Origin of the sequence: Rhizobium sp. BT-226 (assembly GCF_025847085.2) — a bacterium.
GTDB lineage: Bacteria > Pseudomonadota > Alphaproteobacteria > Rhizobiales > Rhizobiaceae > Rhizobium > Rhizobium sophorae.
This window is the reverse complement of sequence record NZ_JAOYTI010000002.1, coordinates 234,402-256,378: the sequence shown is the minus strand read 5'-3', so window position 1 is coordinate 256,378 and position 21,977 is coordinate 234,402. Positions and strand designations below refer to the sequence as shown.

Genomic DNA, 21,977 nt, shown 5'->3' with positions numbered 1-21,977 from the left:
AGGACGCTGTAACTTTGAATTGCTGCATGAAGCCGTCCAACTTCGCTCTCCCGGCCAGCGACACCGCTACCGTTTCGAACCTTTGTCCTCGTCGAGGTTCGTCAGGATATTGAGGGGTACGATCCCGCCAGCACTTTCCGACGCGTCGAGCGCCTCGACTGCCAAAACCTGCTTTCCATTCGGACTGACAAAAGCGAATGCCCACGCCTTGTCGGCAAAGGTGCTGACCGGCATTTCCGCCCAGCCGGCTTGATGGACAAGGCGTTCGGCATAATAAGTCTTGATGGTCTGCGGCTCGGTGGTGCTGGCGAGATTGCGCGCCAGGATACGCACGGACTTCTCTCCGAACCGCCCTTCCAGTTGGCCCAGCACCTTGCTGGTGGCCTGCCAATCCTGGGCCTGGGTCGCCGATCCGAAGGAATATTCCTCGGAGCGGGAAACGCCCGGTGCATCAGGCGGCATGACGACCTCTTCGCCCCAACATGCTGCAAGGCCGAGAAGCGGCACCACAAGGATGCCAATCTTCAACACGCGGAAAAATCGGCCCTTGCGGCCAATTCTGTTGCTCATGAGCGGCTGCCCCCGAACACTATTGCCATAGGCCGGCAAATCTTGCCGGTTTCTATGACGTTATTGCGACGCTCAGTCGTGGAAGGCGTCGACGAATTTCCGCTTGCCGAGCATGAAGGCGTCGGCGACATGGCGCAGCGGCGCGAGGTCGACATCCGATTTGCCGGCCTTGATGATTTCGGCGAAGCGACGGTAGAGCGAAGGATATTCCTGCTCCGGCTCGGCGAATCTCAGCGCGCCGTCGATCAAAAGCTTGGCGCCGCCCTCGGCGAGCACCATCTGGCCGGCTGCCGTCTCCGCGACGATGTCCCAGCTCTGCTTGCCGGTCTGGCGCCAGTCGAATTCGGCGTGAACCGGCAGGCCGTCAGCATTGCGGAAGTGAATGTCGGCCGCGATCGGCGCGTCGCGGTTGTCGGGAAATTCGAGCACGGCCTCGGTGATGAAGATCGGCCGCGGCAGGATATGGGTGACGATCGACAGCGCGTTGATGCCGGGATCGAAAACGCCGAGGCCGCCGGCCTGCCAGATCCATTCCTGGTTCGGATGCCAATGGCGGACATCCTCCTTCCAGATCACATGCACGCTTTTGATCGTCGTCGAGGCAAGAAACGCCTTGGCCGCCTCCACGCCCGGTGCATAGCGCGAATGCCAGCTGGCAAAGAGCGACGCACCCTGCCTGTTTGCCAGCGCTTCGAGATCGGCCACTTCGCTGAGCGTCGCGCCGGGGGGCTTTTCCAGGAAGACGTGCTTGCCGGCGACGAGCGCCTTATAGGCCGCCTCGTAGCGATATTGCGGCGGCATGCAGAGCGAAACGGCATCGATCGAGGGCTCTGCATCGAGCATCGCTTCGATCGTCGTATAGCTCTTGACGCCTTCGACCGTGCCGTGGCGGCTTGCCGTGGCGACGAGTTCGAAATCCGGGTTCTTGGCGATGGAGGGAAGGTGCTGGTCGCGGACGATCTTGCCGACGCCGACGATGGCGAGGTTGATAGGAGACATGGTGTTTCGCTCGAGCCTGTATGAAAAGTATGATTATTGACGCGTTTGTATCAGAAAGAGGCGTGCCGACAAGCTCTCCTCCTCCATTCTATGGCATCCTATCGCATGATGGTTTGGCGAAGGAAGCTGTAACCCATCGCCGCGCGGGCGGCGCGCTCTTCGGAATTGCCGTCGCCGCCATGCCCGCCGGAGCCGAATTCATGGAAGAGCGGCCGGTGTCCTTCTTCCTCCAGCCGCGCGGCAAAGCGGCGCGCGTGCGAGGGATGCACGCGGTCGTCATTGGCGGAGCTTTCGACATAGATCGGCGGATAGCTGACCTCGGTCGCCGGCTTGACATTGTGAAGCGGCGAATAGCCGAGCATAAAATCCCGGTCCACCGGCGTCTCCGGATCGCCGTATTCGTCCATCCAGGCTTGCCCTGCGCTGAACAGGTGGAAACGGGTCATGTCAAGGACCGGCACCTGGCACCAGACGGCGCCGAAATCGTCGGGATAGCGCGTCAGCATCACGCCGGTCAGCAGACCGCCATTGCTGCCGCCCTGGCAGGCGATCCGCGACGGCACTGTATAGCCGCGGGCGACGAGATCGCGAGCGATGGCGACGAAATCGGCAAAGGCCCGGTCTCGCCCCTGCCGCTTGGCACTGCGATACCAGTCAGGCCCGAATTCGCCGCCGCCGCGAATATAGGCCTGCACATAGGCGCCGCCTTGTTCCAGCCAGCGTCCTGTCACGCCGGAATAGTTTGGCGACAACGGGACATCGAAGCCGCCATAGCCGTAAAGCAATACCGGCAGCGCGCCCTTGGTCCACTGCTTCGGCAGGACGAGCCGATAGGTAACCCTCGTTCCGTCCTCGGAAACAGCCTCCAGCAGTTCGGATGACATATCGGTCGCATCGAAATAGCTCGGCGCCGCGGCGACGAAAATCGGCTCGGCCTGCTTGCTGCGATCCGACAGCGCGAGGCGGTAACAGACGGGCGGCTGCAGGAAGCCCTGGCCGACGATGTGGAGCGTATCGTCGCCAAGATGCAGATCCGCATGGAGTGGCCTGAAGTGAACCGTCTGCATATCCGCCGGCAGTGCGATCTCGCGCTGTTCGGCATCGGGCCTTGTCAGGTCCAGCACCATGAGACGCGGACGCAGCCGATCGGAGATGATGAAGACGCACCACTCCTGCATCAGCATCATCTGCGCGATGGACTGGCCCTCGGCAGGCTGAAACAGGATCCGCTCCGGCCCGAGCAGGGCCGTCTCCGAGGCGGGATCGAAGCGTTGCAGCACGAGGCTGCCGGTCGCAACGCGCTCATCGGTCTTTGCCCGCCAAAGGCAATGATCATGATTGAACTGGAAATCGGCTTCCTTAGGCAGATCGATGCGCCGCTGTGTGCCGTCGCTGGCGATCAGGAAAGCGCTCGCGACGCCGATCTCGTGGGCGGCGACGAAAATATCGATCAATCCGCGATCCGTCGAAGCGCCTGGTAGGGCAGGGTCGATGACGAGATTGAAGCCGTAAACGTCCTCGTTTGCGGCTTCGAACATGACGGCGGCATCTTCCGGTCGCTGCCCGCGCTTCAATCGACGCCCGACGCGCGGCCATCCGGAGCGGGTTGCCGAAAACCGGTCGATGGAGCCGAAATAGCAGATCTCGTCGCGGCTCAGCCAGGTGGCATGCGATCGCGCGGCAGGCGTATCGAAGCCTCCCTCCACGATCTGCTTCCTCTCGGCGTCGAATTCGAGCAGCCGGAGAAGGTCGGAGCCGCCGTCCGAAAGCGTGAGCAGCACCCGCGTCGGCTCCCATGGGCAGGTGACGGCGCCGCGCCAATTCCAGCGCTTGCCTTCGCTGACGCAGAAGGCGTCGAGATCGAAGACCGGCTCCCAGGCGGCGTCCGGCAGCGGCTCCTGATCTGCCGGCAGGCGCAGCCAGATGCCAAGGGGATTGTCCTTGCTCTGGCGGAAATCGAACAGCCACTCGCCTCGGCGCATCGGAACGATCAGCCTGTCCTGCCGCTCGATCAGCGCCTTGATCGCGTCGCGATCCCTCTCGAATTCAGGTGTTCTCAGTGCCGCGTCGGAAACCCGGTTGTGCTCGTCGATGAACTGGCGGGTGCGCGGATCGTCGTCCGTTTCGAGATGAAGGTTCATATCCGACCTGCCGGCTTCCGTTGACGTCGGACAGATCTAGGCAGCCGGTCCCGATTTGGCAACCCGCCTTAGCGGATCGTCACGAAGTCGGCCGAGGCGACGACGGTGTTGGGCACATCGGCTTCTTGAACTTCAGCGTCACCCTGTGGCTAACCCGCCATCGCTTCTTCGTATTCGGCAGACAGCATCAGCCAGTCTTCCTCGGCGGCAGCCAATTTCGCCGCAGCTTCGCCGCGCTGCTTTGCCTTCTCGGCCGCCTTGGCGGGCGTCTTCTCATAAAGGGCCGGATCCGCAAGTTCCGCGTCAAGCGCCTGAATCTGTTTCTCCAGCTTCGCCGTCAAGGATTCGATTTCGTTGATCTTTTTCCGGAGCGGCGTCAAAGAAGCGCGACGTTCGGCATTGAGCTTGCGCTGGTCGGCCTTCGATGTCGCGTCTTCAGTTAGCTGCGGCTTTTCTTCTTTTTTTTTACCGGATGTGACGATGAGGTCGCGATATTCATCCATGTCGCCTTCGAAGGTCGTCACCGTGCCGCCATTGACCAGCCACAACCGATCGACCGTCGCCTCGATCAGGTGACGATCATGCGAAATCAGGATGACGGCGCCTTCGTAGTCGTTCAGCGCCTCGATCAGCGCGCGGCGGCTGTCGATGTCGAGGTGGTTGGTCGGCTCGTCGAGGATCAGCAGGTTGGGTGCATGGAAGGCGGCAAGCCCCATCAGCAGTCGGGCTTTTTCGCCGCCGGAGAGATCCTTGGCGGCCGTCGCCATCTTCTCGGTCGCAAGCCCCATCTGGGCGACGCGGGCGCGCACCTTGGCTTCCGGCGCGCCGGGCATCAGCCGGCGCACATGCTCCACCGGCGATTGCTCGGGAATGAGGTCGTCGAGCTGGTGCTGCGCGAAGAAGCCGATCTTCAGGCTCGGCGCGAGCTTCACTTCGCCGCTCTCAGGCGCAAGCCGGCCGGAGATGAACTTGGCGAAGGTCGATTTGCCGTTGCCGTTCGAGCCAAGCAGGGCGATGCGGTCGTCATTGTCGATGCGCAGATTGAGGTTCTTGAGAATCGGATTGCCGGGCTCGTAGCCGACGGCGCCGCTCTGGATCGCGACGATCGGCGAGGCCGGCTGCTTTTCCGGCTCGGGAAAAGTGATCGGCTGTACGTGGTCCTCGATCACCGCCGCAACCGTTCCCATGCGCTCGAGCGCCTTGACGCGCGATTGTGCCTGCCGGGCCTTGGAAGCCTTGGCCTTGAAGCGATCGATGAAGCTCTGTAGGTGCTTGCGCGCCGCGTCGTTCTTGGCCTTGGCCTTGGTCTGCAACTCGTCGGCTTCCGCCTTTTGTCGCTCGAACTGGTCGTAACCGCCGCGATAGAAGGTGAGCTTCTTCTGGTCGAGATGGACGATCGCATTGACCGCGTTGTTCAACAGGTCGCGATCGTGGCTGATGATGATGACCGTGTGCGGATAGCGCCTGACATAGTCTTCCAGCCACAGCGTGCCTTCGAGGTCGAGATAGTTGGTCGGCTCGTCGAGCAGGAGCAGGTCCGGCTCGGAAAACAGCACGGCGGCAAGGGCGACGCGCATGCGCCAGCCGCCGGAGAAGGAAGAGGCGGGGCGGGCCTGCGCCGCCTTGTCGAAGCCGAGGCCGGCAAGAATGCTCGCCGCGCGCGCTTCGGCCGAATGCGCGTCGATATCGACAAGGCGCATCTGGATTTCGGCGATGCGATGCGGATCGGTTGCCGTTTCCGCCTCGGCAACGAGGGCGGTGCGTTCCTTATCCGCGGCAAGCACGATTTCGATCAGAGCGTCTTCGGTTGCCGGTGCCTCCTGCGCCACCTGGCCGATGCGTGCGGCCTTGGGGATCGACACCGTCCCGCTCTCCGAGCCGAGATCGCCGGTGATGACGCGAAAAAGCGTGGACTTGCCGGCGCCGTTGCGCCCGACGAGCCCGGCCTTCGTGCCTGAAGGCAGCGAAACGCTGGCATTGTCGAGAAGCAGGCGCCCGGCGATGCGGGCGGAAATATCGGTGAGCGTGATCATGGCCGGCGTTTTGGCCGAAAGCGCTCGCCAAGGCAAGAGCGCTTATCCAGGGACAAGCTTGCTTGTCCCACCGCAAGCTTGCTTGTGCGCTGACAAGCTTGCTTGTCCCCGGGACAAGCTTGCTTTGTCCGCCGCCTCAGCGGCCGAAAGCCTGCACCGGTTGCCGGGGGTTCGACTGCGCGGCGAGAAGCGCCACGCGGGCATTGGCCTGCAATTGTCCCGGCGTTGCCGCATCGGTGCTGAGCGCCACGCCGATCGAGATGGTGAGCCTGCCGGGATCGGCTTTGTCGGATGTCGCAAAGACCAGATTGTCTTCGACGGAGGCGCGCAGGCGCTCGGCAATCGTCATCGCATCCTGCATGCCGACATTGGAAAACAACAGGGCGAATTCGTCAGCCTCTGTGCGGGCGACGAAATCGTTTTTCTTGACCGACTTGCTGAACAGGCCGGCGAGCTTCTTCAGGAGCTTATTGCCAGCCTGGGTGCCGTATTTGTCGTTGAGATCGGTGAAATTGTCGATATCGACCATGATCAGCGCGCTACCGGCGGCACCTTCTTCACGCGCGTAGAGATCGGCCATCGTCCGGTTCAGCGCGATGCGGTTCGGAAGCCCGGTGATCCTGTCGGCGATCGCCGCCGATTGCATCGCCGAAATGCCGCGCTCTAGCGTTTCCAGCGTCTTGATATCGTCCTGCAGCTTCGCGCCGATTTCCATCTCCGCTGCAAGAACGGTCGAAAGCGAGGCAGTGAGATAGTCGATCTCGCTGAGGAAGGCGGCAAGGCTCTGATCGTCATGGCCGGAAACGGATTTCAGGATAGTGCCGCAGGCACGCGCAAAGGCATTCTTGTGCTTCAGCCCTTCGGCAAGCCTTTCCGCCACGTCGCGCAGCATCCGGCTCGCCTCGTTTCGGGATGTCTCGCCCGCCAGCCCGCAATGGCCGACGAGGCGGTATTTCAGGCCGAGTTCGTCGAGCATCGGCTGTTGTGGCTGGGACCCGAGTGCGGCGATATCCTGCGCAAGGCCGGCATTGAGCCCGACGATCGCCTCGTGAAAGAGTTCGTAATTGCGCGGCAGCGCGGCGACGTTCAGGCGCGCCATGTGCTGGGCGATCTTCTGAATATCTGCCATCGGGGCGGCGCGCGCAGCCTCGCGCGGCACCAATGCGTTTGCGCTTGCATTCTGCATGACGATCCCTCGCGGCCGGCCTCATCTTTCACACCGCTATGCCCGCAAGCTTTTAAGAGAGGCTGAATTTCCAACAGGGAAACGCCGGATTGGCGGCAGAACCGGCAAAGGCGGTTAATTCAGTGTTGATCGCCAGAACATGATGCCGAAAGGGCGAGCGGTTTTCGGATGACGTCATGTGGATCGGGCCTCACATCCACTCGCGGCCCTCGTTGCGCAGGAAGTAGATGAGATCCAGCATGAGGCTCGGCTTGCCGAGCGCCGTCAGCGTCATGTGGCACTGGCCGCGATGATGGGTCTGGTGGTTGAAGAGATGCGCGAGTGCGCTCGACAGCGGCTGGGTGATCTCGGTCGGCTGTACCACCGTGACATAGGTAAAGTCGGCGGCAAGCGTCGCCTTATCAAGCATGCCCGTCCAGGCAATGATCCGCTCGTCCTCTGCCTTGCGGGCGGCGGCCAGCGTGTCCAACTCTTCGAAGAGCACGGCATCGAGTGTCGTCGGCGCTTCGCCGGTGCCGGTGAAGCGCTTCATCCATATCCGGTCGGCGACGAGCAGATGATTGAGCGTGCGATGCAGCGAGCCGAAGAAAGCGCCGCGGTCGCTGCGGAAGTCTGCATCGCTGAGTTCGGCTGCGGCCGTATAAACTTGCGTGTTGGCCCAGCGATTATAGGCGGCAAACATCCTGTAATGTCTGAGCATTCCGTCCCTCCCGGATTGGTCGCGGCAGTCTAGCCCGTTTTCCCCGCAAATCGCAGTGATGTGCCCATGAAATTTCCTGATTTGATCGCCGGCGCTTTCTGTCGTGGAATGGATGGAGCCGTGATCTCGAAAGGACTGTCATGACCAGAGCCCTCTATTCCCTCTGCGGCGCCGACGAGCGGCGCTTCTTTTCGCCCCATTGCTGGAAGGCGGTGATGGCGCTGGCGCATAAGGGGCTCGATTTCGAGGAGATTCCGACGACCTACGCCCGCATCCGCGCGATCGGCGGCGGCGTCTCGCCGACCGTGCCGGTGCTCGACGACAACGGCCGGCTGATCCCCGACAGTTTTGACATCGCCCTTTATCTGGAGGAGGCCTATCCCGAGCGGCCGTCACTGTTTGGCGGCGAGGGCGGCAAGGCGCTGTCGCGGATGGTGGAAGGTTATTCGCAGATGATCATCCATCCGGCGATCATGCGCATCGCCCTTCTCGATATTCATGCGAACCTCGACGAGGGAGATAAGGCCTATTTCCGCGAAAGCCGCGAGGCTCGGCTCGGCAAGCCGTTGGAAGTGGTTGCCGCCGACAGCGAGGCGGAGAAGGCAGCCTTCGGCGCCAAGCTGGAGCCGCTCCGGCACATGCTGAAGTTCCAGCCCTTCATCGGCGGGCAGACGCCGCTCTTTGCCGACTATATCGTCTTCGGCGCGCTGCAATGGCTGCGTGTGTCGGCCGGCCTTGCCATGCTGGCCGCCGACGATCCCGTCATGGCCTGGTTCGAACGCTGCCTCGATCTTCACCAAAGCCGCGGCAGGACTGTGACAGCGGCGTGAAATTGCCGCCTACCTCTTGTTTTCGGGCGTTGGGGCGGGTAAAGACCGCCCACTTTTCCCGCGAAAACAGAGGATTTGACTATGGCGATTGAACGCACCTTCTCGATGATCAAGCCGGACGCAACCAAGCGCAACCTGACAGGCGCCATCACCAAGATGCTCGAAGATGCCGGCCTGCGTGTCGTCGCTTCCAAGCGCGTCTGGATGAGCCGTCGCGAAGCCGAAGGCTTCTACGCCGTTCACAAGGATCGTCCCTTCTTCGGCGAACTGGTCGAAGGCATGACCTCCGGCCCGACCATCGTCCAGGTGCTGGAAGGCGAAGGCGCGATCCTCAAGAACCGCGAGATCATGGGCGCGACCAACCCGGCAAACGCTGACGAAGGCACGATCCGCAAGGTTCACGCTCTGTCGATCGGCGAAAATTCCGTTCACGGCTCGGATGCTCCGGAGACGGCTGCCCAGGAAATCAAGTACTGGTTCTCCGATACCGAAATCGTCGGCTGAGGCCACGCTTCGGCATTCGCCGGCAATACCTTGAATTGACTCTCGAAAGCCGGGGCCTTGCTCCGGCTTTTTCCATGCATTTCTCTATGCCGGGCATTTGTCGGTATTCGAGAAATCGACGCTGCCGTCGGGCTTGAAGACCTCCGGATTTTTTTCATAAAGCGCGCCGACGACGAGCGGCTTGCTCGGCAGGACGGTCTGGTCGAGGTCGGATCGGAACTGCGTCTTCAATTCCTGCAGCACCTTGCCATCCTTGTCGACCAGCCGGACGCTCACGGAATAGGGACGATCCTTGCGCACGCAGTGCAGGTTTTCGCTCTGCAGCGCAATCTTGTCGTCGATCGGATAGATCTTCTGGTTCAGCACCAGCGGATCGCCGCCTTGTGGATTTTCGAATTCGGCGATGATGACCGAACCGTCGGGGATAGGCCCCGTCTTCTTCAGCGTCAGCAGATAGGTGGCGCTCGCCACCCGATAGTTGAAGACGAAGAGATGGCCGGTGACCTCGACCAGGTTTTCAGCCTGGCGCTGGCAGGCGGACAGCGTCAGACCGGCTGCCAGAGCAATTCCAGCAAAAGTGTGCAGCGGTTTTGCGTCCGGAATTGCGGAAAGACAAAAAGATAGAGCATTTCCGTGCCGCGCAGAGAAACGGAAATGCTCTAGCACCATCACGATCCAATGCTTTCTCATGGCGTCTCCTCCTTCTTGCGGCGATAGTGACGGTTCGCCTTGGCGCGGTTGCCGCAGACCGCCATGTCGCACCAGGTCCGGCTTCTGTTCTTGCTGCGGTCGATGAACAGCCAGCCGCAATTGCCGCAGATCTTCATGCGCTCCGGGTCGGGCATGGAGATCAGCCGCAGGACCGAATGGGCGGTCGCAGCGGCCAGGCTGTCGGAGCCTGCTTCGCGCAATGTCTTCGCCAGCGCTTCCAGCAACCTGGCCAGCAATCTGTCGTCGCCGCCATTCAGTATACGCTCGCGGAAATAGCGGTCGATTGCTTCCCGCAGCGTGATGAAATCCGCCTCGTTTTCCGCCGCCACCGGCGCGATGTCGCCGAAGAGGGCGCGCTCGGCGCAGAATTCGGCCGCGGCTCTTGGAAAACTCCGCATCTGGTCCCTGACCGCGAAGCGGTCGATCCGCCGCGCTGCATCGTGGCGCAGTACGACGCTGTTGACGACATCGAGCGCCAGTGCGCCGCCGGCAAAGCGGTGAGGGGTCCAGGAGAAGCTCATGTTGAAATTATAACTGGTGAAATAGGTTTTACCAGTTATAATTTTGGTGACGCGGAGTGTCTGGAATGGCTTATCTTCTGCAGCAACTGGCGAATGCGGTTCCGCTGGCCGCCCTCTATGCCGCGCTTGCCTTCGGTTATGCCGTAGCCTTCGGCGTGACGAAGCGGGCCGACATCACCTATGGGGCGATCTTTGCCTTCGCGGGCCAGATCCTGCTGCTCTTCACCGAACTCGCCTATGTCAGGTTTTGGCTGGTGCTGCCGGCCGCCCTAGCCGTCGGCGCCTGCGCTTCGATCGTCTATTCGCTGGGCGCGGGCCTATGGATCGGCCGCTCGATCATGCTGCCGCTGGTCAGCAAATCGCCGAATACGGTCATCGTCGCTGCCCTCGGCATCATGATCGTGCTGATGGAGACCGCTAGGCTTGCCGCCAATACCCGCGCCATCTGGCTGCCGCCGTTTTTGAACGACACGGTCGTCTTCTGGAGCGACGGCCCATTCAAGGTGACGCTCACCCATATCCAGTTGATCGACACGGCACTGATGTGCGCCATCGTCGCAGTGGGTACGCTGATCCTCAGACGCACGGCCTGGGGCCGCATCTGGCGCGCCGTCACCGATGATCCGCTGGCAGCCGAACTCTGCGGCACCAGCGCCGACCGCGTCTTCCTCGTCGCCTATGCAGCCGCCGCCCTCGTCGCCACGATCTGCGGCATCCTCGCCACCTTCTATTACGGCTCGATGGATTTCGGTGCCGGCCTGATGTTCGGGCTGAAGGTGCTGCTGATCGCAGCAGTCGGCGGCTATTCCGATCCGCTGCGCTCGGCAGGCGGCGCCGCCGGGCTCGCCGTCGTCGAAACCCTATGGGGTGCCTACGGCCCCTTCGTCTGGCGGGATCTGGTTGTCTTCTCGCTGCTCGTCCTGCTCTTGGTCATGAGCCGCAGGGAGCGTGTCGTTCTCTAACTTATTTCCACTTGTCGCGGGCTGCGTCGTCGGCGTCCTTCGCCGAGACCCAGTCGCCGGTGGCGCCATCCCTGCAGTGCTCCTTCTTCCAGAAGGGGGCTGCAGTTTTCAGGAAATCCATGACGAAATTGGCGCCGTCGAACGCCGCCTGCCGGTGCGGCGCGGCTGCGACGACGAGCACGATATTCTCGCCCGCTGCGATCTTTCCGTAGCGGTGGATGGCGGTCAGCCCGAGAAGCCCGAAACGGGCGATGGCGAGATCGCCGATGCGCCGCATCTCCGCTTCGGCCATGCCGGGATAATGCTCGAGCTCGAGTGCCGCCAGCGTCCCGCCTTCATCGCGGCAGAGGCCGGAAAAGGTGATGACGGCGCCGATGCCGGCTTTGCCCTTCGAGAGGCGATCGACCTCGGCTTGCAGGTCGAAGTCTTCATGCTGGACGCGGATGGTGGGGGTGATGGTCACAGCGAAATCCCCCGCTGCTTTGATGTTGCTGCAAAGAATGCCGAAAGGCTGTGCCGTGGAAGCCCCCCTCTGGCCTGCCGGCCATCTCCCCCACAGGTGGGGAGATCACAAGTGGCGCACTCTTCATGCCCACTTACCGTTTCGCCGGGCTGAAACGCCGATTGTTTGGGGAAGCCGGTGCGCCCAGCCAATCTCCCTCCTTGTGGGGGAGATGCCCGGCAGGGCAGAGGGGGGTAGCGACACGGCATCACGGTCACCGCCTCATCCCCCCGTCATCGGCGGAAATATCCCGATTTCCCGCGCCCCTGATATTGGTTCGTCATGCTCGACATGCTCCATGTCGAGCGCCACGCGGATCACGTCGGGATATTGAAGTGCGGTCTCATATTCCTCGCCCAGCGTCTTCAAATGATTCAACAGATCGGCGACAGTGACGACGGAGGAGGGGAGGTCGATCTCCTCCTCGCCCTTGCCGATGCGCTCGCGCACCCAGGCGAAATAGACAAGCCGCGTCATTCCTCGTCATCCACGATATGTTTCACTCCGGCGCGGAAATAATCATAGCCGGTATAGATCGTCAGCAGCGCCGCGATCCACAGCAGCGCGATGCCGGTCTGCGTCGTATAGGGGAAAATCTCGTCGCCGGCCGGGCCGGCGAGCAGGAAGGCGATGGCGACGAGCTGCAGCGTCGTCTTCCACTTGGCAATCCGCGTCACCGGTACGCTGACCTTCAGCGCCGCCAGATATTCGCGCAGTCCCGACACCAGGATCTCGCGGCAGAGAATGGTGATCGCCGCCCAGATCGACCAGCCGGCGATGGTCTGGTCGGCCGCGACAAGGAGAAGGATCGAGGCGACCAGCAGCTTGTCGGCGATCGGATCGAGCATGCGACCGATATTCGACGTCTGGTTCCAGATGCGCGCGAGATAACCGTCGAGGAAATCGGTGAGCGAGGCGATGACGAAAATCCACAACGCTACCCAACGCGCCGTATTGCTGATCGACAGCCTGCCCTCGATGAAGAAGCAGAGAACGATCAGCGGCACGGCGAGGATACGGCCGTAGGTCAGAAGATTGGGAATGCTGTACGCACGCGATGCCATGGGATCGTTTCTCTGAATTGATGCGCTGCTACAGCGCCGCGCGGCTTTTCAGACGCGCAAAGGACGCTGTAACACTCTAGAACCTCCGCATCATGCTCGGGCCGATGCGGTAGATGACGGCTTTGGCTGCGGACCGTCAATATTCTTTCTGTCTTTTCACCGCCTTTGCGTGGAATTTGCGACGGACGCCGGTTATTTCGCGGCGTCGTCGTGGAAATGGTTATAGACCTGTCTGGCGACGGCTTCCGATATGCCTTCGACCGCCATCAGGTCGGACAGCGCGGCGCGCGAAACCGCCTTCGCCGTACCGAAATGCTGGAGCAGCGCGCGTTTGCGCGACGGGCCGATGCCGCCAATCTCGTCGAGCGGGTTCTTGATCATTTCCTTCTTGCGCCGTGCCCGGTGCGAGCCGATCGCGAAACGGTGCGCCTCGTCGCGCATGCGCTGGATGAAATAGAGCACCGGATCACGCGGCGGCAGCGTGAAGCTCTCGCGTCCCGGCGGGAAGAAGCGCTCGCGCCCGGCATCGCGATCGACGCCCTTGGCGATGCCGATCGCCGTCACGCTATCGGTGATGCCGAGTTCGCTAAGGATGGCGCGCACCGCCGTCATCTGCCCCTGGCCGCCATCGATGAGGATCACATCGGGCCATGTCGGGAAGGGCATGTCGGCTGCATCGGGCGTGGCCACCTGCGCCGTCCGGTCGGGAATGCCTTCCTCCTTGATCAGCCGCGAGAACCGCCGCGTCATCACCTCCTTCATCATGCCGAAGTCGTCGCCGGGGGTGATGTCGGTCGATTTGATGTTGAACTTGCGGTACTGGTTCTTGACGAAACCTTCCGGCCCCGCGACCACCATGCCGCCGACGGCATTGGTGCCCATGATATGCGAGTTGTCGTAGATCTCGATCCGCTGCGGTGCATAGGCAAGCCCGAACGTCTCCTTGAAACCCTCGAGCAGCCGCGACTGCGACGCCGTTTCGGCAAGCTTTCGTCCATGCGCCTCGCGTGCATTGCCGACGACATGGTCGACCAGATCCCGCTTCTCGCCGCGCTGCGGCACGAGGATAGAAACCTTGTGGCCGGCCTTTTCGCTGAGTGCTGCGGCAAGCAGTTCCAACTCCTCCACCGTCTGCGACAGCATGATCTGCTTCGGCACCGGCTTGTCGTCGTAGAACTGCGCAAGGAAGGAATTCAGCACTTCGGCACTCGAAAGCTGCGGATCGGCCTTCGGGAAATAGGCGCGGTTGCCCCAGTTCTGGCCGGTTCGGAAGAAGAAGACCTGGATGCAGGAGATGCCGCCCTCATGGTGGATGGCGAAAACGTCAGCCTCCTCGACGCCGGCCGGATTGATGCCCTGGTGGCTCTGCACATGCGACAATGCCGCCAGGCGATCACGATAGATCGCCGCTCGCTCGAAGTCGAGATCCTCGGCAGCCTGGTTCATGGCCTCGGCCATGTGCGACTTCACCTTTTGGCTCTTGCCGGACAGGAAGTCCTTCGCCTCCTGCACCAGTTCGCCGTAACCCTCATCGCTAACCTCATGGGTGCACGGCCCGGAACAGCGCTTGATCTGGTAGAGCAGGCAGGGTCGCGTGCGTGTTTCGAAGACGCTGTCGGTGCAGGTGCGGATCAGGAAGGCGCGTTGCAGCGAGTTGATCGTCCGCCCGACAGCACCGGCCGAAGCGAAAGGTCCGAAATAGTCGCCCTTTCGCGCTCTCGCACCGCGATGCTTGAAGATCGCTGGCGCCCGGTGGTCGCCGGTGATGAGAATATAGGGAAACGACTTGTCGTCGCGCAAAAGCACGTTAAAGCGCGGCCGCAAGCGCTTGATCAGATTCGCTTCCAAGAGCAGCGCTTCGGTTTCCGTGCGCGTCGTCACGAATTCCATATTCGCCGTCTGGCGCACCATCTGGGCGATGCGATTGGAATGCACGCGGCCGACGGCGTAGTTGTTGACGCGCTTCTTCAGGCTGCGCGCCTTGCCGACATAGAGCACGTCGCCCTCGGCATTGAACATGCGGTAGACGCCGGGGCTGTTCGGCAGCCGCTTGACGAATTCGCCGATCAGTTCCGCGCCGATGAGCCCGGTTTCATTGAGGCTGCCCGCATTCCAGTCGACCGTCGCCGCAAGTGGAGCGGCGGCGGAAACGTCGCCTTCCACTTCGATATCGTCTTCGCTTTCATCCGTGTCGTCGTAGAGAACGCCGCCATCCGGCAGCTTTCGTCCGTTCATTCCGTAATCTCCGCCACATCGGGCGTCTGCCAGGCGAGGTGCTGGCCGCCGTCGAGGGCAATCATCTGGCCGGTGATCGAGTGCGTGTCGTAAAGGAAGCGAATCGTTTGTCCGAATTCCTCCAGCGCCGGCCCTCGCTGCAAGATAAGGGCTGAGACCTGCGCTTGGAAGTCCTCCATCGCCTGCCGCTCGCTCGGCATCGAGGGGCCGGGGCCGATGGCATTGACGCGGATGCGTGGCGCCAATGCCTGTGCAAGCGTCTGCGTCGCCGTCCACAGCGCGGATTTGGAGAGGGTATAGGAATAGAAGCTGGGCCTCAGCGCCCAAACCCGCTGGTCGATGATATTGACGATCAGGCCTGCCGCCTCATTGGGCATCTGCTGAGCGAAGTCCGCCGCAAGGACAGAGGGTGCCCGTACATGCAGGTCGAAGTGCAATGCCCATGTGGCGGCATTGAAACTACGCGCTGAATCATGCTGGAAGACCGACGCATTATTGACGAGCAGATCGAGCGGCCCGAGCGCTTCCGACGCCTTCGCGACCAACGCGCCCGTTTCGCCGAGATCGCTAAGGTCGGCCTGCAGGGCGACCGCCCGATATCCCTTCCGCCGCAATTCCGCCACCAACTCTTCGGCCTCACCGATAGAGCCGTTCGCGTGGATCGCAACGGAAAAGCCATTTGCAGCAAGGTCTTCGGCGATTGCCCGGCCTATTCTTTTAGCAGCCCCTGTTATAAGGGCCGAGCGAAGTCTTTTGTGCTTCAAAATCTTGCCTTCTGATCCCGCGAGTCTGTCTGCAGACTATATAGGGGCCGACGGAGATTATATAAATAGGCCGTTGCGGTTGCGTCCAGAAGCCGATATTCTATGTATTATTTAAGAATGCGATTTCTTAAAATAAGTATTTTCAGTTTAACGCTTCAGTAGGGTTAATGAAGTGTATGTTGCGCCAAAGCAACATCGAATTTCGGCCTTGCGGCAGCCACAATGATATCACAATTTGGCTCTTTCAAATCCGCATTTCAGTTCCAATTTCAGTCTCGATCCGGAAGGGACATCTGGCAATATCCCGCCAATGCTTCACTGATAGACAGATGACTAGCGGCGCGGGACTGAAAGGAGACTAAGTATGCGTGTACTCATTGCTGGCCTCATGGCCTCCGTTTTTGCAATTGCGGGCGTCTCGGCAGCTCAGGCGGCCGATGCCGTCGACCAGGTTCCGGAAGCACCGGTCGCCCAGGACGCTCCAGTCAAGCCGGCAGGCAACTGGGAAGGCTTTTATCTCGGCGGCGCCGGCACCTACAACATGGGTGACTTCGGTTCCGACCGCCACACCTATGGTTTCGGCGGCCAGGTCTTCACCGGCTACAACTGGCAGGCCGGCCAGATCGTCTACGGCGTTGAATCCGACCTCGGCTACAGCGGCGACGACGTCTCCTCTGGCGGCGTCAAGAACAAGTATGGCTGGAACGGCTCCGTCCGTGGCCGCGTCGGCTACGACATGAACCCCTTCCTGCTCTACGGCACGGCTGGTCTTGCCATCGGCGACGTCAAGGTTTCCGACGACACCTCGGACGAAAGCAAGACGAACTTCGGCTATACGGTCGGCGCCGGCGTCGAAGCCTTCGTGACCAACAACATCACGACGCGCCTCGAATATCGCTACACCGACTACCAGAGCAAGGATTACGACCTCGACTCCGGCAGCTTCTCGCGCGGTTACGACGAGAACAGCGTCAAGCTCGGTATCGGCGTCAAGTTCTAAGCCGATCGAATATCCTGATATGGAAAAGCCGGGCACGTCGCCCGGCTTTTTGCTGCCGACGAACCGCTGCAAAACCCGCGACGTCATCCTCGGCCTTGTGCCGAGGATCTGCGCACGTCAAAATAAGCATCTGAAAATAAATGTTTTCCGCCACAACAATTGGGGTGGTTAGATGCTCGGCACAAGGCCGAGCATGACGGAAGAGACTTTGTCAGCAAATTGAAGCCGGGCACGTTGTTTCCGGGAGCTCACCCCTGGGACTTGAGCTCGCTATGGGCAGGAAATTTCTTGTCGAACTGCCGCAGCCAGTCGGTGAGCGGCGCATGATCGGCTTCCCACTGGTCCTTGAAGCGCAGCTCGAGATAATCGAGCGTCGCCGCCAGCGCGAAATGTCCGCCATTGAGCTTCTTGCCTGTTTTCGGCGGATTGGCGCTGAGATGAGCGAGCCCGCTCGTCGCCTTCTTCCACTGGCGGTCTATCCACGGCTGATGAACCTTTTCCTCGTCGCGGAAGCGCCGCTCGTAGACGATCGCCAGCAGGCAATCGCAGATGCCGTCGCAGAGCGCCTCGAGGATTTCCGCATCCGTACGCTTGCCCTTCTTGGAAGGGTAGAGTCCGCCCTTCGTCACCCGGTCGAAATAATGCATGATCGCCACGCTGTCATATATCGAGACCCCGTCATCGGTCAGCAGCGTCGGGATCTTGCCGAGCGGATTGTTGTCCACCAGGATCGCCGGTCCGGTATTGGTGTCGACCCGGATGGCGTTCAACTCCAGGCCCAGAAAATGCGCGGCCATCCGCACCTTGTTGGAATAGGGCGAGGCGGGCGAACAAAGGAGCTTCATGGGACACCTGATGAGATTGTGGAGCTGCGGCGCGGACTATTCCGCAAGCAGCTTAAGTGGTCAATCGTCCTTGACGGCCTTGTTCTCTCCGCGCAGCCAGAAGGCCCGATGCGAGGCGAAACGGTCCTGCGCCAGATGGTCTTTCAATGCGGGCAGCAATTGGTGCAACTCGTCCTTCAGCGTGAAGGGTGGGTTGACGATGACGAGGCCTGAGCCGGTCAGTCCGGTAATGCCGCGGTCGCTGCGAACGGCAAGTTCGGCGCAGAGCATCTTCGGGATATCGAGCGCCTGCAGCGTCTCATGGAATTCCTTGATCGGCGCGCCCTTCTTCAGCGGATACCACAGGCAATAGGTACCGCCGGGAAAGCGCCGATAGGCCTTTTCCAGCCCTTCGGCCAGCCGCTGATATTCGTCCTCTTCCTCGAAGGGCGGATCGACGAGCACGATCCCGCGCTTCTCCTTCGGCGGCAGATGTGCGCCGAGCGCCAGCCAGCCGTCAAGCTCGGTGATGCGGGCATGGTGATCGCCCTCGAACAGCCGGTGCAGCCTGACGTAATCCTCGGGATGCAGTTCCATCGCCGACAGCCGGTCTTGCGGCCGGAACAGCATGCGCGCGAGTTTCGGCGATCCGGGATAGAAGCGGATGCCGCCCTGCGGATTGAGTTCGCGGATTGCCGAGAGGTAGGGCTCCAGCAGTTCGGAAACCTGAGGGCCGAGGTCTGCCTCCATCAGCTTGCCGATGCCATCGACCCATTCGCCGGTTTTCTGCGCTTCTTCTAAGGAGAGGTCATAGAGGCCGATGCCGGCATGCGTGTCGAGCACGCGGAACCCGCCATCTTTTTTCTGCATGTAACGGATCAGCCGCGTCAGCACGACATGTTTCAGCACATCGGCAAAGTTGCCCGCGTGATAGATGTGGCGGTAGTTCATTTTCGCTGATGTCCGTATGAATTCGCGTCATGGGAAATTTTTGTGGCTTTTGGCCGTGCAAGCCTTGGAATATACAAATGCCATGAACATTGCGACCCCCATCCACGCCAAATCAGAAAAGCCGGACAACAGGGTAGGCCACACGGCCTGTCCGCATGACTGTCCCTCCACCTGCGCGCTGGAGGTCGAGATATCGGAGGATGGCCGCATCGGCCGTGTGCGCGGCGCGGGCGACCATTCCTACACGTCGGGCGTCATTTGCGCCAAGGTCGCCCGTTATGCCGAGCGGCTCTACCATCCCGACCGCCTGATGCAACCGTTGCGCCGCACCGGCGCCAAGGGGGCAGGGCAGTGGCAGCAGATTTCCTGGGACGATGCGCTGGATGAGATCGCCGACGCCTTTGTGAAGGCCGAGGCAAGGGACGGCAGCGAAGCGATCTGGCCCTATTTCTACGCCGGCACCATGGGCTGGGTGCAGCGCGATTCGATCGATCGCCTGCGTCATGCCAAGCGTTACTCCGGCTTCTTCTCCTCGATCTGCACCAACCCCGCCTGGACCGGCTTCACCATGGCGACCGGCACGCTGCGCGGTCCCGATCCACGCGAGATGGGCCGCACCGATTGCGTCGTCATCTGGGGCACCAACGCGGTGTCGACGCAGGTCAACGTGATGACCCACGCCATCAAGTCGCGCAAGGAGCGCGGCGCGAAGATCGTCGTCATCGACATTTACGACAATCCGACGATGAAGCAGGCCGACATGGCGCTGATCGTCAGGCCGGGCACCGACGCCGCACTGGCCTGCGCCGTCATGCACATCGCCTTTCGGGACGGTTACGCGGATCGCGAATACATGGCGAGATATGCCGATGATCCCGAGGGTCTCGAAGCGCATCTGAAGACGAAGACGCCGCAATGGGCCGCCGCTATCACCGGCGTTTCGGTGGAGGAGATCGAAGCCTTCGCCAGCCTCGTCGGCACGACGAAGAAGACTTTTTTCCGCCTAGGCTATGGCTTCACCCGCCAGCGCAACGGCGCGGTCGCCATGCACGCGGCCGCCTCGATCGCCACCGTTCTCGGCTCCTGGCAATATGAGGGCGGCGGCGCCTTCCATTCGAACAGCGATATCTTCCGCATGAACAGTGCCGAACTGACCGGCCGGTCGATGAAGGATGCCGATATCCGCATGCTCGATCAGTCGCAGATCGGCCGCGTGCTGACCGGCGACGCCGTGGCGCTGCGCCATCGCGGCCCGGTGACGGCTATGCTGATCCAGAACACCAATCCCGCAAACATCGCCCCCGAGCAGCGCCTCGTCAGACGTGGCTTTGCCCGTGCCGACCTCTTCGTTGCCGTGCACGAGCAGTTCATGACCGAAACGGCCGAGATCGCCGATATCGTCATCCCGGCGACGATGTTCGTCGAGCATGACGACATCTACCGCGCCGGCGGCCAAAACCATATCCTGCTGGGGCCGAAGCTGGTCGAGCCGCCGCAGACCGTGCGCACCAATCTCTTCGTCATCGAAGAACTGGCCAAACGCCTCGGCGTCGCCGATCGCCCCGGCTTCGGCTTCACCGCCCGCGAGATGGTCGACCGCATCCTGGAATCGAGCGGCCTGCCGGATTATGACCATTTCCTCGAACATAAATGGTTCGATCGCCAGCCTGCTTTCGAGGAAGCGCATTACCTGAACGGCTTTGCCCATCCGGATGGCAAGTTCCACTTCCGCCCTGACTGGATCAATCAGCCGGCGCCGAACAAGCCGCCGGCGGCGATCGGCGCACTCGGTCCGCACGCCGCGCTACCGGCCTTCCCCGATCAGGTCGATGTCATCGAAGTCGCCGATCCCGAGCATCCCTTCCGTCTCGCCACGTCGCCGGCCCGCAATTTCCTGAATTCGAGCTTCTCCGAGACCAAGACCTCTCGCCAGAAGGAAGGCCGGCCCGAGGTGATGATCAACCCGGCCGATGCCGAAGCCAACGGCATCGCCCACGGCGATCTCGTCCGCATCGGCAACAGCCGCGGCGATCTGCGCATTCACGCCCGCGTCACCACCGAAGTGAAAGCAGGCGTGCTGATCGCCGAGGGGCTTTGGCCGAACAAGGCGCATGTCGACGGCGAGGGCATCAACGTCTTGACCGGCGCCGACCCCGTCGCGCCCTATGGCGGGGCGGCCGTGCACGACAACAAGGTCTGGCTTCGCAGGGATGCAGCATGATGCAGCCGAAATCACGCGTGAAGATCGCCGGCGAGGAAACCCTGTCGAATGGGTGGACGCGGCTGAGCAGCTATCTCCTCGACTATATCGACCGCAAGGGCGCAACCCAGCGGTTGAAGCGGGAGGTCTACCACCGCACGCCTGCCGCCTGCATCCTGCTTTATGATCCCAGGCGCGACCTCGTTGTTCTCGTCCGCCAGTTCCGCCTCGCCGTTCATCTCAACGGCGATCCCGCCTGGATGATCGAGGTGCCGGCCGGCCTTCTCGACGACGACCATCCCGAAGCGGCAATCCGTCGCGAGGCGATGGAGGAGACCGGCTATCGCCTGCGCGATGCGCGCTTCCTGTTCAAATCCTATACTTCGCCGGGTGCCGTCACCGAAGTCGTGCATTTCTTCGCAGCCCTCATCGACACTGCCGATCGCGTGGCCGAAGGTGGCGGCCTGGACGAGGAGCACGAGGATATCGAAGTCCTCGAGATCCCGCTCGACGAGGCGGCGGCGATGATCGAAACCGGCGAAATCTTCGACGCCAAGACGATCATGCTTCTGCAATGGGCGCTGTTGAACAGGGGGAAGCTTTCCTAACCCCGAGCGAAGGCGAGATTTTCCGCTGACGCGGCACGTTCCAGTTTGGCGTCCAGCGTCGCAAGCGATACGTTTTCTGCGACCGCAAGCGCCAGATAAGCGGCGTCATAGGCCGATAGCTGATATTTTCCGGCAAGTCGCAAGATCGGAAGATGGTCTTCGCTTGAGACAGTGCGCAGCGGCAGACTGGTGAGGCGCATGAGGCAAGCGAGCACATCCTCGTTGGAGATGCGTTTCCGCCGTTCCGCGGTCGCCAGGATGTTGCGTATCTCATGCCAGAAGAGATCGGGCACCAAGGCATCTTCCGTTTCGAGAAACGACAAGGCTACTTCGGCGGCCCGGCTTTCCTCATCGGCCAGCAACCAAGCCGCCGCAACCGAAGCATCGACCACGAACGGCATCAGCGCTGGCCTTCGCGCCGCCAGCCCTGAATTTCAGCCGCGGTCGCTCCAGCGCGTTCTGCCCGTTCGCTGCGGAGTGCACGGATGGCGTCGAGCCTCTGGCGACGGTCATCGATCTTGATCATGCGGGCGACCGCCTTGTTACCGCGTGATATCACCACATCTTCGCCTGCTTCCACCTTTGTCAGAAGCTCCGAGAGATGCGTTTTTGCCTCTGCCACTTTCACTTTGATCGTCATAGCCACCGTCCACTTCTCTCTCCAATGTAATG

Annotated in this window: 23 protein-coding genes; 6 read left to right on the top strand and 17 right to left on the bottom strand. The window is 61.6% G+C overall.

All coding sequences use genetic code 11. The features are described 5' to 3' along the window. Positions 1-66: 66 nt before the first annotated feature. From OIU37_RS11370 to OIU37_RS11345, 6 genes are all read right to left on the bottom strand, one after another. The gene (locus OIU37_RS11370) at positions 67-570 is read right to left on the bottom strand and encodes a hypothetical protein (RefSeq protein ID WP_240602448.1); all 504 of its coding nucleotides are present in this window, start codon (positions 568-570) and stop codon (positions 67-69) included. A 72-nt stretch (positions 571-642) separates the two neighbouring features. After that, complete coding sequence (locus OIU37_RS11365; protein WP_180693285.1) at positions 643-1,569, bottom strand: Gfo/Idh/MocA family protein; 927 nt, start codon at positions 1,567-1,569, stop codon at positions 643-645. A 98-nt stretch (positions 1,570-1,667) separates the two neighbouring features. Then, entirely contained in the window at positions 1,668-3,710 is a 2,043-nt protein-coding gene (locus tag OIU37_RS11360; RefSeq protein WP_264257542.1) for a prolyl oligopeptidase family serine peptidase, read from the bottom strand. A gap of 149 nt (positions 3,711-3,859) precedes the next feature. Next, the gene (gene abc-f, locus OIU37_RS11355) at positions 3,860-5,743 is read right to left on the bottom strand and encodes a ribosomal protection-like ABC-F family protein (RefSeq protein WP_180693283.1); all 1,884 of its coding nucleotides are present in this window, start codon (positions 5,741-5,743) and stop codon (positions 3,860-3,862) included. 136 nt (positions 5,744-5,879) lie between these two features. After that, a complete protein-coding gene (locus OIU37_RS11350; RefSeq protein ID WP_182209691.1) occupies positions 5,880-6,929 on the bottom strand; it encodes a GGDEF domain-containing protein in 1,050 nt (349 codons plus the stop codon). Between the two features lie 190 nt (positions 6,930-7,119). After that, positions 7,120-7,629 (bottom strand): DinB family protein, encoded by a 510-nt coding sequence (locus tag OIU37_RS11345; RefSeq protein ID WP_182209692.1) that lies wholly within the window; start codon positions 7,627-7,629, stop codon positions 7,120-7,122. 140 nt (positions 7,630-7,769) lie between these two features. On the opposite strand from OIU37_RS11345, the gene OIU37_RS11340 reads away from it, so the two are divergent. Both OIU37_RS11340 and ndk read left to right on the top strand, forming a co-directional pair. Further along, positions 7,770-8,459: a glutathione S-transferase family protein gene (locus tag OIU37_RS11340; protein ID WP_264257541.1), complete on the top strand. Its 690-nt coding sequence runs from the start codon at positions 7,770-7,772 to the stop codon at positions 8,457-8,459. 81 nt (positions 8,460-8,540) lie between these two features. Further along, on the top strand, positions 8,541-8,963 hold the full coding sequence (gene ndk, locus OIU37_RS11335; RefSeq protein WP_003547097.1) for a nucleoside-diphosphate kinase: 423 nt from the start codon (positions 8,541-8,543) through the stop codon (positions 8,961-8,963). An 84-nt stretch (positions 8,964-9,047) separates the two neighbouring features. Here ndk and OIU37_RS11330 read toward each other — a convergent pair whose 3' ends face one another. Both OIU37_RS11330 and OIU37_RS11325 read right to left on the bottom strand, forming a co-directional pair. Beyond that, positions 9,048-9,653: a hypothetical protein gene (locus OIU37_RS11330; RefSeq protein WP_264257540.1), complete on the bottom strand. Its 606-nt coding sequence runs from the start codon at positions 9,651-9,653 to the stop codon at positions 9,048-9,050. After that, entirely contained in the window at positions 9,650-10,195 is a 546-nt protein-coding gene (locus tag OIU37_RS11325; protein WP_264257539.1) for a CGNR zinc finger domain-containing protein, read from the bottom strand. The genes OIU37_RS11330 and OIU37_RS11325 overlap by 4 nt, the downstream gene beginning before the upstream one ends. A 65-nt stretch (positions 10,196-10,260) precedes the next feature. Here OIU37_RS11325 and OIU37_RS11320 point away from each other — a divergent pair, with 65 nt between their 5' ends. Beyond that, complete coding sequence (locus OIU37_RS11320) at positions 10,261-11,157, top strand: branched-chain amino acid ABC transporter permease (protein WP_264257538.1); 897 nt, start codon at positions 10,261-10,263, stop codon at positions 11,155-11,157. Between the two features lies 1 nt (position 11,158). Here OIU37_RS11320 and OIU37_RS11315 read toward each other — a convergent pair whose 3' ends face one another. From OIU37_RS11315 to OIU37_RS11295, 5 genes are all read right to left on the bottom strand, one after another. Then, positions 11,159-11,620 carry a molybdenum cofactor biosynthesis protein MoaE gene (locus OIU37_RS11315; protein ID WP_264257537.1) on the bottom strand — a complete coding sequence of 154 codons (462 nt, stop codon included), beginning with the start codon at positions 11,618-11,620 and terminating at the stop codon, positions 11,159-11,161. 261 nt (positions 11,621-11,881) lie between these two features. After that, entirely contained in the window at positions 11,882-12,136 is a 255-nt protein-coding gene (gene moaD, locus OIU37_RS11310; RefSeq protein ID WP_017959832.1) for a molybdopterin converting factor subunit 1, read from the bottom strand. Beyond that, complete coding sequence (pgsA, locus tag OIU37_RS11305; protein WP_003547103.1) at positions 12,133-12,723, bottom strand: CDP-diacylglycerol--glycerol-3-phosphate 3-phosphatidyltransferase; 591 nt, start codon at positions 12,721-12,723, stop codon at positions 12,133-12,135. The genes moaD and pgsA overlap by 4 nt, the downstream gene beginning before the upstream one ends. A 192-nt stretch (positions 12,724-12,915) precedes the next feature. Beyond that, positions 12,916-14,958 (bottom strand): excinuclease ABC subunit UvrC, encoded by a 2,043-nt coding sequence (gene uvrC, locus OIU37_RS11300; RefSeq protein WP_264257536.1) that lies wholly within the window; start codon positions 14,956-14,958, stop codon positions 12,916-12,918. After that, positions 14,955-15,722, bottom strand: a complete 768-nt coding sequence (locus OIU37_RS11295; RefSeq protein ID WP_264257535.1) for an SDR family oxidoreductase — start codon at positions 15,720-15,722, stop codon at positions 14,955-14,957. Before OIU37_RS11295 ends, uvrC begins: the two co-directional genes overlap by 4 nt. Positions 15,723-16,086: 364 nt before the next feature. On the opposite strand from OIU37_RS11295, the gene OIU37_RS11290 reads away from it, so the two are divergent. After that, positions 16,087-16,722 (top strand): outer membrane protein, encoded by a 636-nt coding sequence (locus OIU37_RS11290; RefSeq protein ID WP_025570209.1) that lies wholly within the window; start codon positions 16,087-16,089, stop codon positions 16,720-16,722. Between the two features lie 248 nt (positions 16,723-16,970). Here the strand turns inward: OIU37_RS11290 and OIU37_RS11285 are convergent, their stop codons facing one another. Beyond that, entirely contained in the window at positions 16,971-17,567 is a 597-nt protein-coding gene (locus OIU37_RS11285) for a glutathione S-transferase (RefSeq protein ID WP_182209699.1), read from the bottom strand. A gap of 60 nt (positions 17,568-17,627) precedes the next feature. Beyond that, positions 17,628-18,497: a 23S rRNA (adenine(2030)-N(6))-methyltransferase RlmJ gene (locus OIU37_RS11280; protein ID WP_240602467.1), complete on the bottom strand. Its 870-nt coding sequence runs from the start codon at positions 18,495-18,497 to the stop codon at positions 17,628-17,630. Between the two features lie 16 nt (positions 18,498-18,513). On the opposite strand from OIU37_RS11280, the gene OIU37_RS11275 reads away from it, so the two are divergent. Further along, on the top strand, positions 18,514-20,718 hold the full coding sequence (locus OIU37_RS11275; RefSeq protein WP_182209700.1) for a molybdopterin oxidoreductase family protein: 2,205 nt from the start codon (positions 18,514-18,516) through the stop codon (positions 20,716-20,718). Then, positions 20,715-21,305, top strand: a complete 591-nt coding sequence (locus tag OIU37_RS11270) for an NUDIX domain-containing protein (RefSeq protein WP_182209701.1) — start codon at positions 20,715-20,717, stop codon at positions 21,303-21,305. The genes OIU37_RS11275 and OIU37_RS11270 overlap by 4 nt, the downstream gene beginning before the upstream one ends. On the opposite strand, the gene OIU37_RS11265 is transcribed toward OIU37_RS11270, so the two are convergent. Beyond that, positions 21,302-21,706 carry a type II toxin-antitoxin system VapC family toxin gene (locus tag OIU37_RS11265; protein WP_182209702.1) on the bottom strand — a complete coding sequence of 135 codons (405 nt, stop codon included), beginning with the start codon at positions 21,704-21,706 and terminating at the stop codon, positions 21,302-21,304. The genes OIU37_RS11270 and OIU37_RS11265 overlap by 4 nt on opposite strands. Further along, on the bottom strand, positions 21,706-21,945 hold the full coding sequence (locus OIU37_RS11260) for a type II toxin-antitoxin system Phd/YefM family antitoxin (protein ID WP_182209703.1): 240 nt from the start codon (positions 21,943-21,945) through the stop codon (positions 21,706-21,708). Before OIU37_RS11260 ends, OIU37_RS11265 begins: the two co-directional genes overlap by 1 nt. Positions 21,946-21,977 lie beyond the last annotated feature (32 nt).

What these genes read in the sequence shown, in the direction of transcription:
- OIU37_RS11320 (WP_264257538.1), top strand. Translation starts at nt 10,261, where the DNA reads ATGGCTTATCTTCTGCAGCAACTGGCGAATGCGGTTCCGCTGGCCGCC.
- OIU37_RS11330 (WP_264257540.1), bottom strand. Translation starts at nt 9,653, where the DNA reads ATGAGAAAGCATTGGATCGTGATGGTGCTAGAGCATTTCCGTTTCTCT.
- OIU37_RS11370 (WP_240602448.1), bottom strand. Translation starts at nt 570, where the DNA reads ATGAGCAACAGAATTGGCCGCAAGGGCCGATTTTTCCGCGTGTTGAAG.
- OIU37_RS11345 (WP_182209692.1), bottom strand. Translation starts at nt 7,629, where the DNA reads ATGCTCAGACATTACAGGATGTTTGCCGCCTATAATCGCTGGGCCAAC.
- OIU37_RS11265 (WP_182209702.1), bottom strand. Translation starts at nt 21,706, where the DNA reads ATGCCGTTCGTGGTCGATGCTTCGGTTGCGGCGGCTTGGTTGCTGGCC.
- OIU37_RS11325 (WP_264257539.1), bottom strand. Translation starts at nt 10,195, where the DNA reads ATGAGCTTCTCCTGGACCCCTCACCGCTTTGCCGGCGGCGCACTGGCG.
- OIU37_RS11275 (WP_182209700.1), top strand. Translation starts at nt 18,514, where the DNA reads ATGAATTCGCGTCATGGGAAATTTTTGTGGCTTTTGGCCGTGCAAGCC.
- uvrC (WP_264257536.1), bottom strand. Translation starts at nt 14,958, where the DNA reads ATGAACGGACGAAAGCTGCCGGATGGCGGCGTTCTCTACGACGACACG.
- OIU37_RS11285 (WP_182209699.1), bottom strand. Translation starts at nt 17,567, where the DNA reads ATGAAGCTCCTTTGTTCGCCCGCCTCGCCCTATTCCAACAAGGTGCGG.
- abc-f (WP_180693283.1), bottom strand. Translation starts at nt 5,743, where the DNA reads ATGATCACGCTCACCGATATTTCCGCCCGCATCGCCGGGCGCCTGCTT.
- OIU37_RS11365 (WP_180693285.1), bottom strand. Translation starts at nt 1,569, where the DNA reads ATGTCTCCTATCAACCTCGCCATCGTCGGCGTCGGCAAGATCGTCCGC.
- OIU37_RS11340 (WP_264257541.1), top strand. Translation starts at nt 7,770, where the DNA reads ATGACCAGAGCCCTCTATTCCCTCTGCGGCGCCGACGAGCGGCGCTTC.
- ndk (WP_003547097.1), top strand. Translation starts at nt 8,541, where the DNA reads ATGGCGATTGAACGCACCTTCTCGATGATCAAGCCGGACGCAACCAAG.
- OIU37_RS11290 (WP_025570209.1), top strand. Translation starts at nt 16,087, where the DNA reads ATGCGTGTACTCATTGCTGGCCTCATGGCCTCCGTTTTTGCAATTGCG.
- OIU37_RS11260 (WP_182209703.1), bottom strand. Translation starts at nt 21,945, where the DNA reads ATGACGATCAAAGTGAAAGTGGCAGAGGCAAAAACGCATCTCTCGGAG.
- OIU37_RS11350 (WP_182209691.1), bottom strand. Translation starts at nt 6,929, where the DNA reads ATGCAGAATGCAAGCGCAAACGCATTGGTGCCGCGCGAGGCTGCGCGC.
- moaD (WP_017959832.1), bottom strand. Translation starts at nt 12,136, where the DNA reads ATGACGCGGCTTGTCTATTTCGCCTGGGTGCGCGAGCGCATCGGCAAG.
- pgsA (WP_003547103.1), bottom strand. Translation starts at nt 12,723, where the DNA reads ATGGCATCGCGTGCGTACAGCATTCCCAATCTTCTGACCTACGGCCGT.
- OIU37_RS11270 (WP_182209701.1), top strand. Translation starts at nt 20,715, where the DNA reads ATGATGCAGCCGAAATCACGCGTGAAGATCGCCGGCGAGGAAACCCTG.
- OIU37_RS11360 (WP_264257542.1), bottom strand. Translation starts at nt 3,710, where the DNA reads ATGAACCTTCATCTCGAAACGGACGACGATCCGCGCACCCGCCAGTTC.
- OIU37_RS11280 (WP_240602467.1), bottom strand. Translation starts at nt 18,497, where the DNA reads ATGAACTACCGCCACATCTATCACGCGGGCAACTTTGCCGATGTGCTG.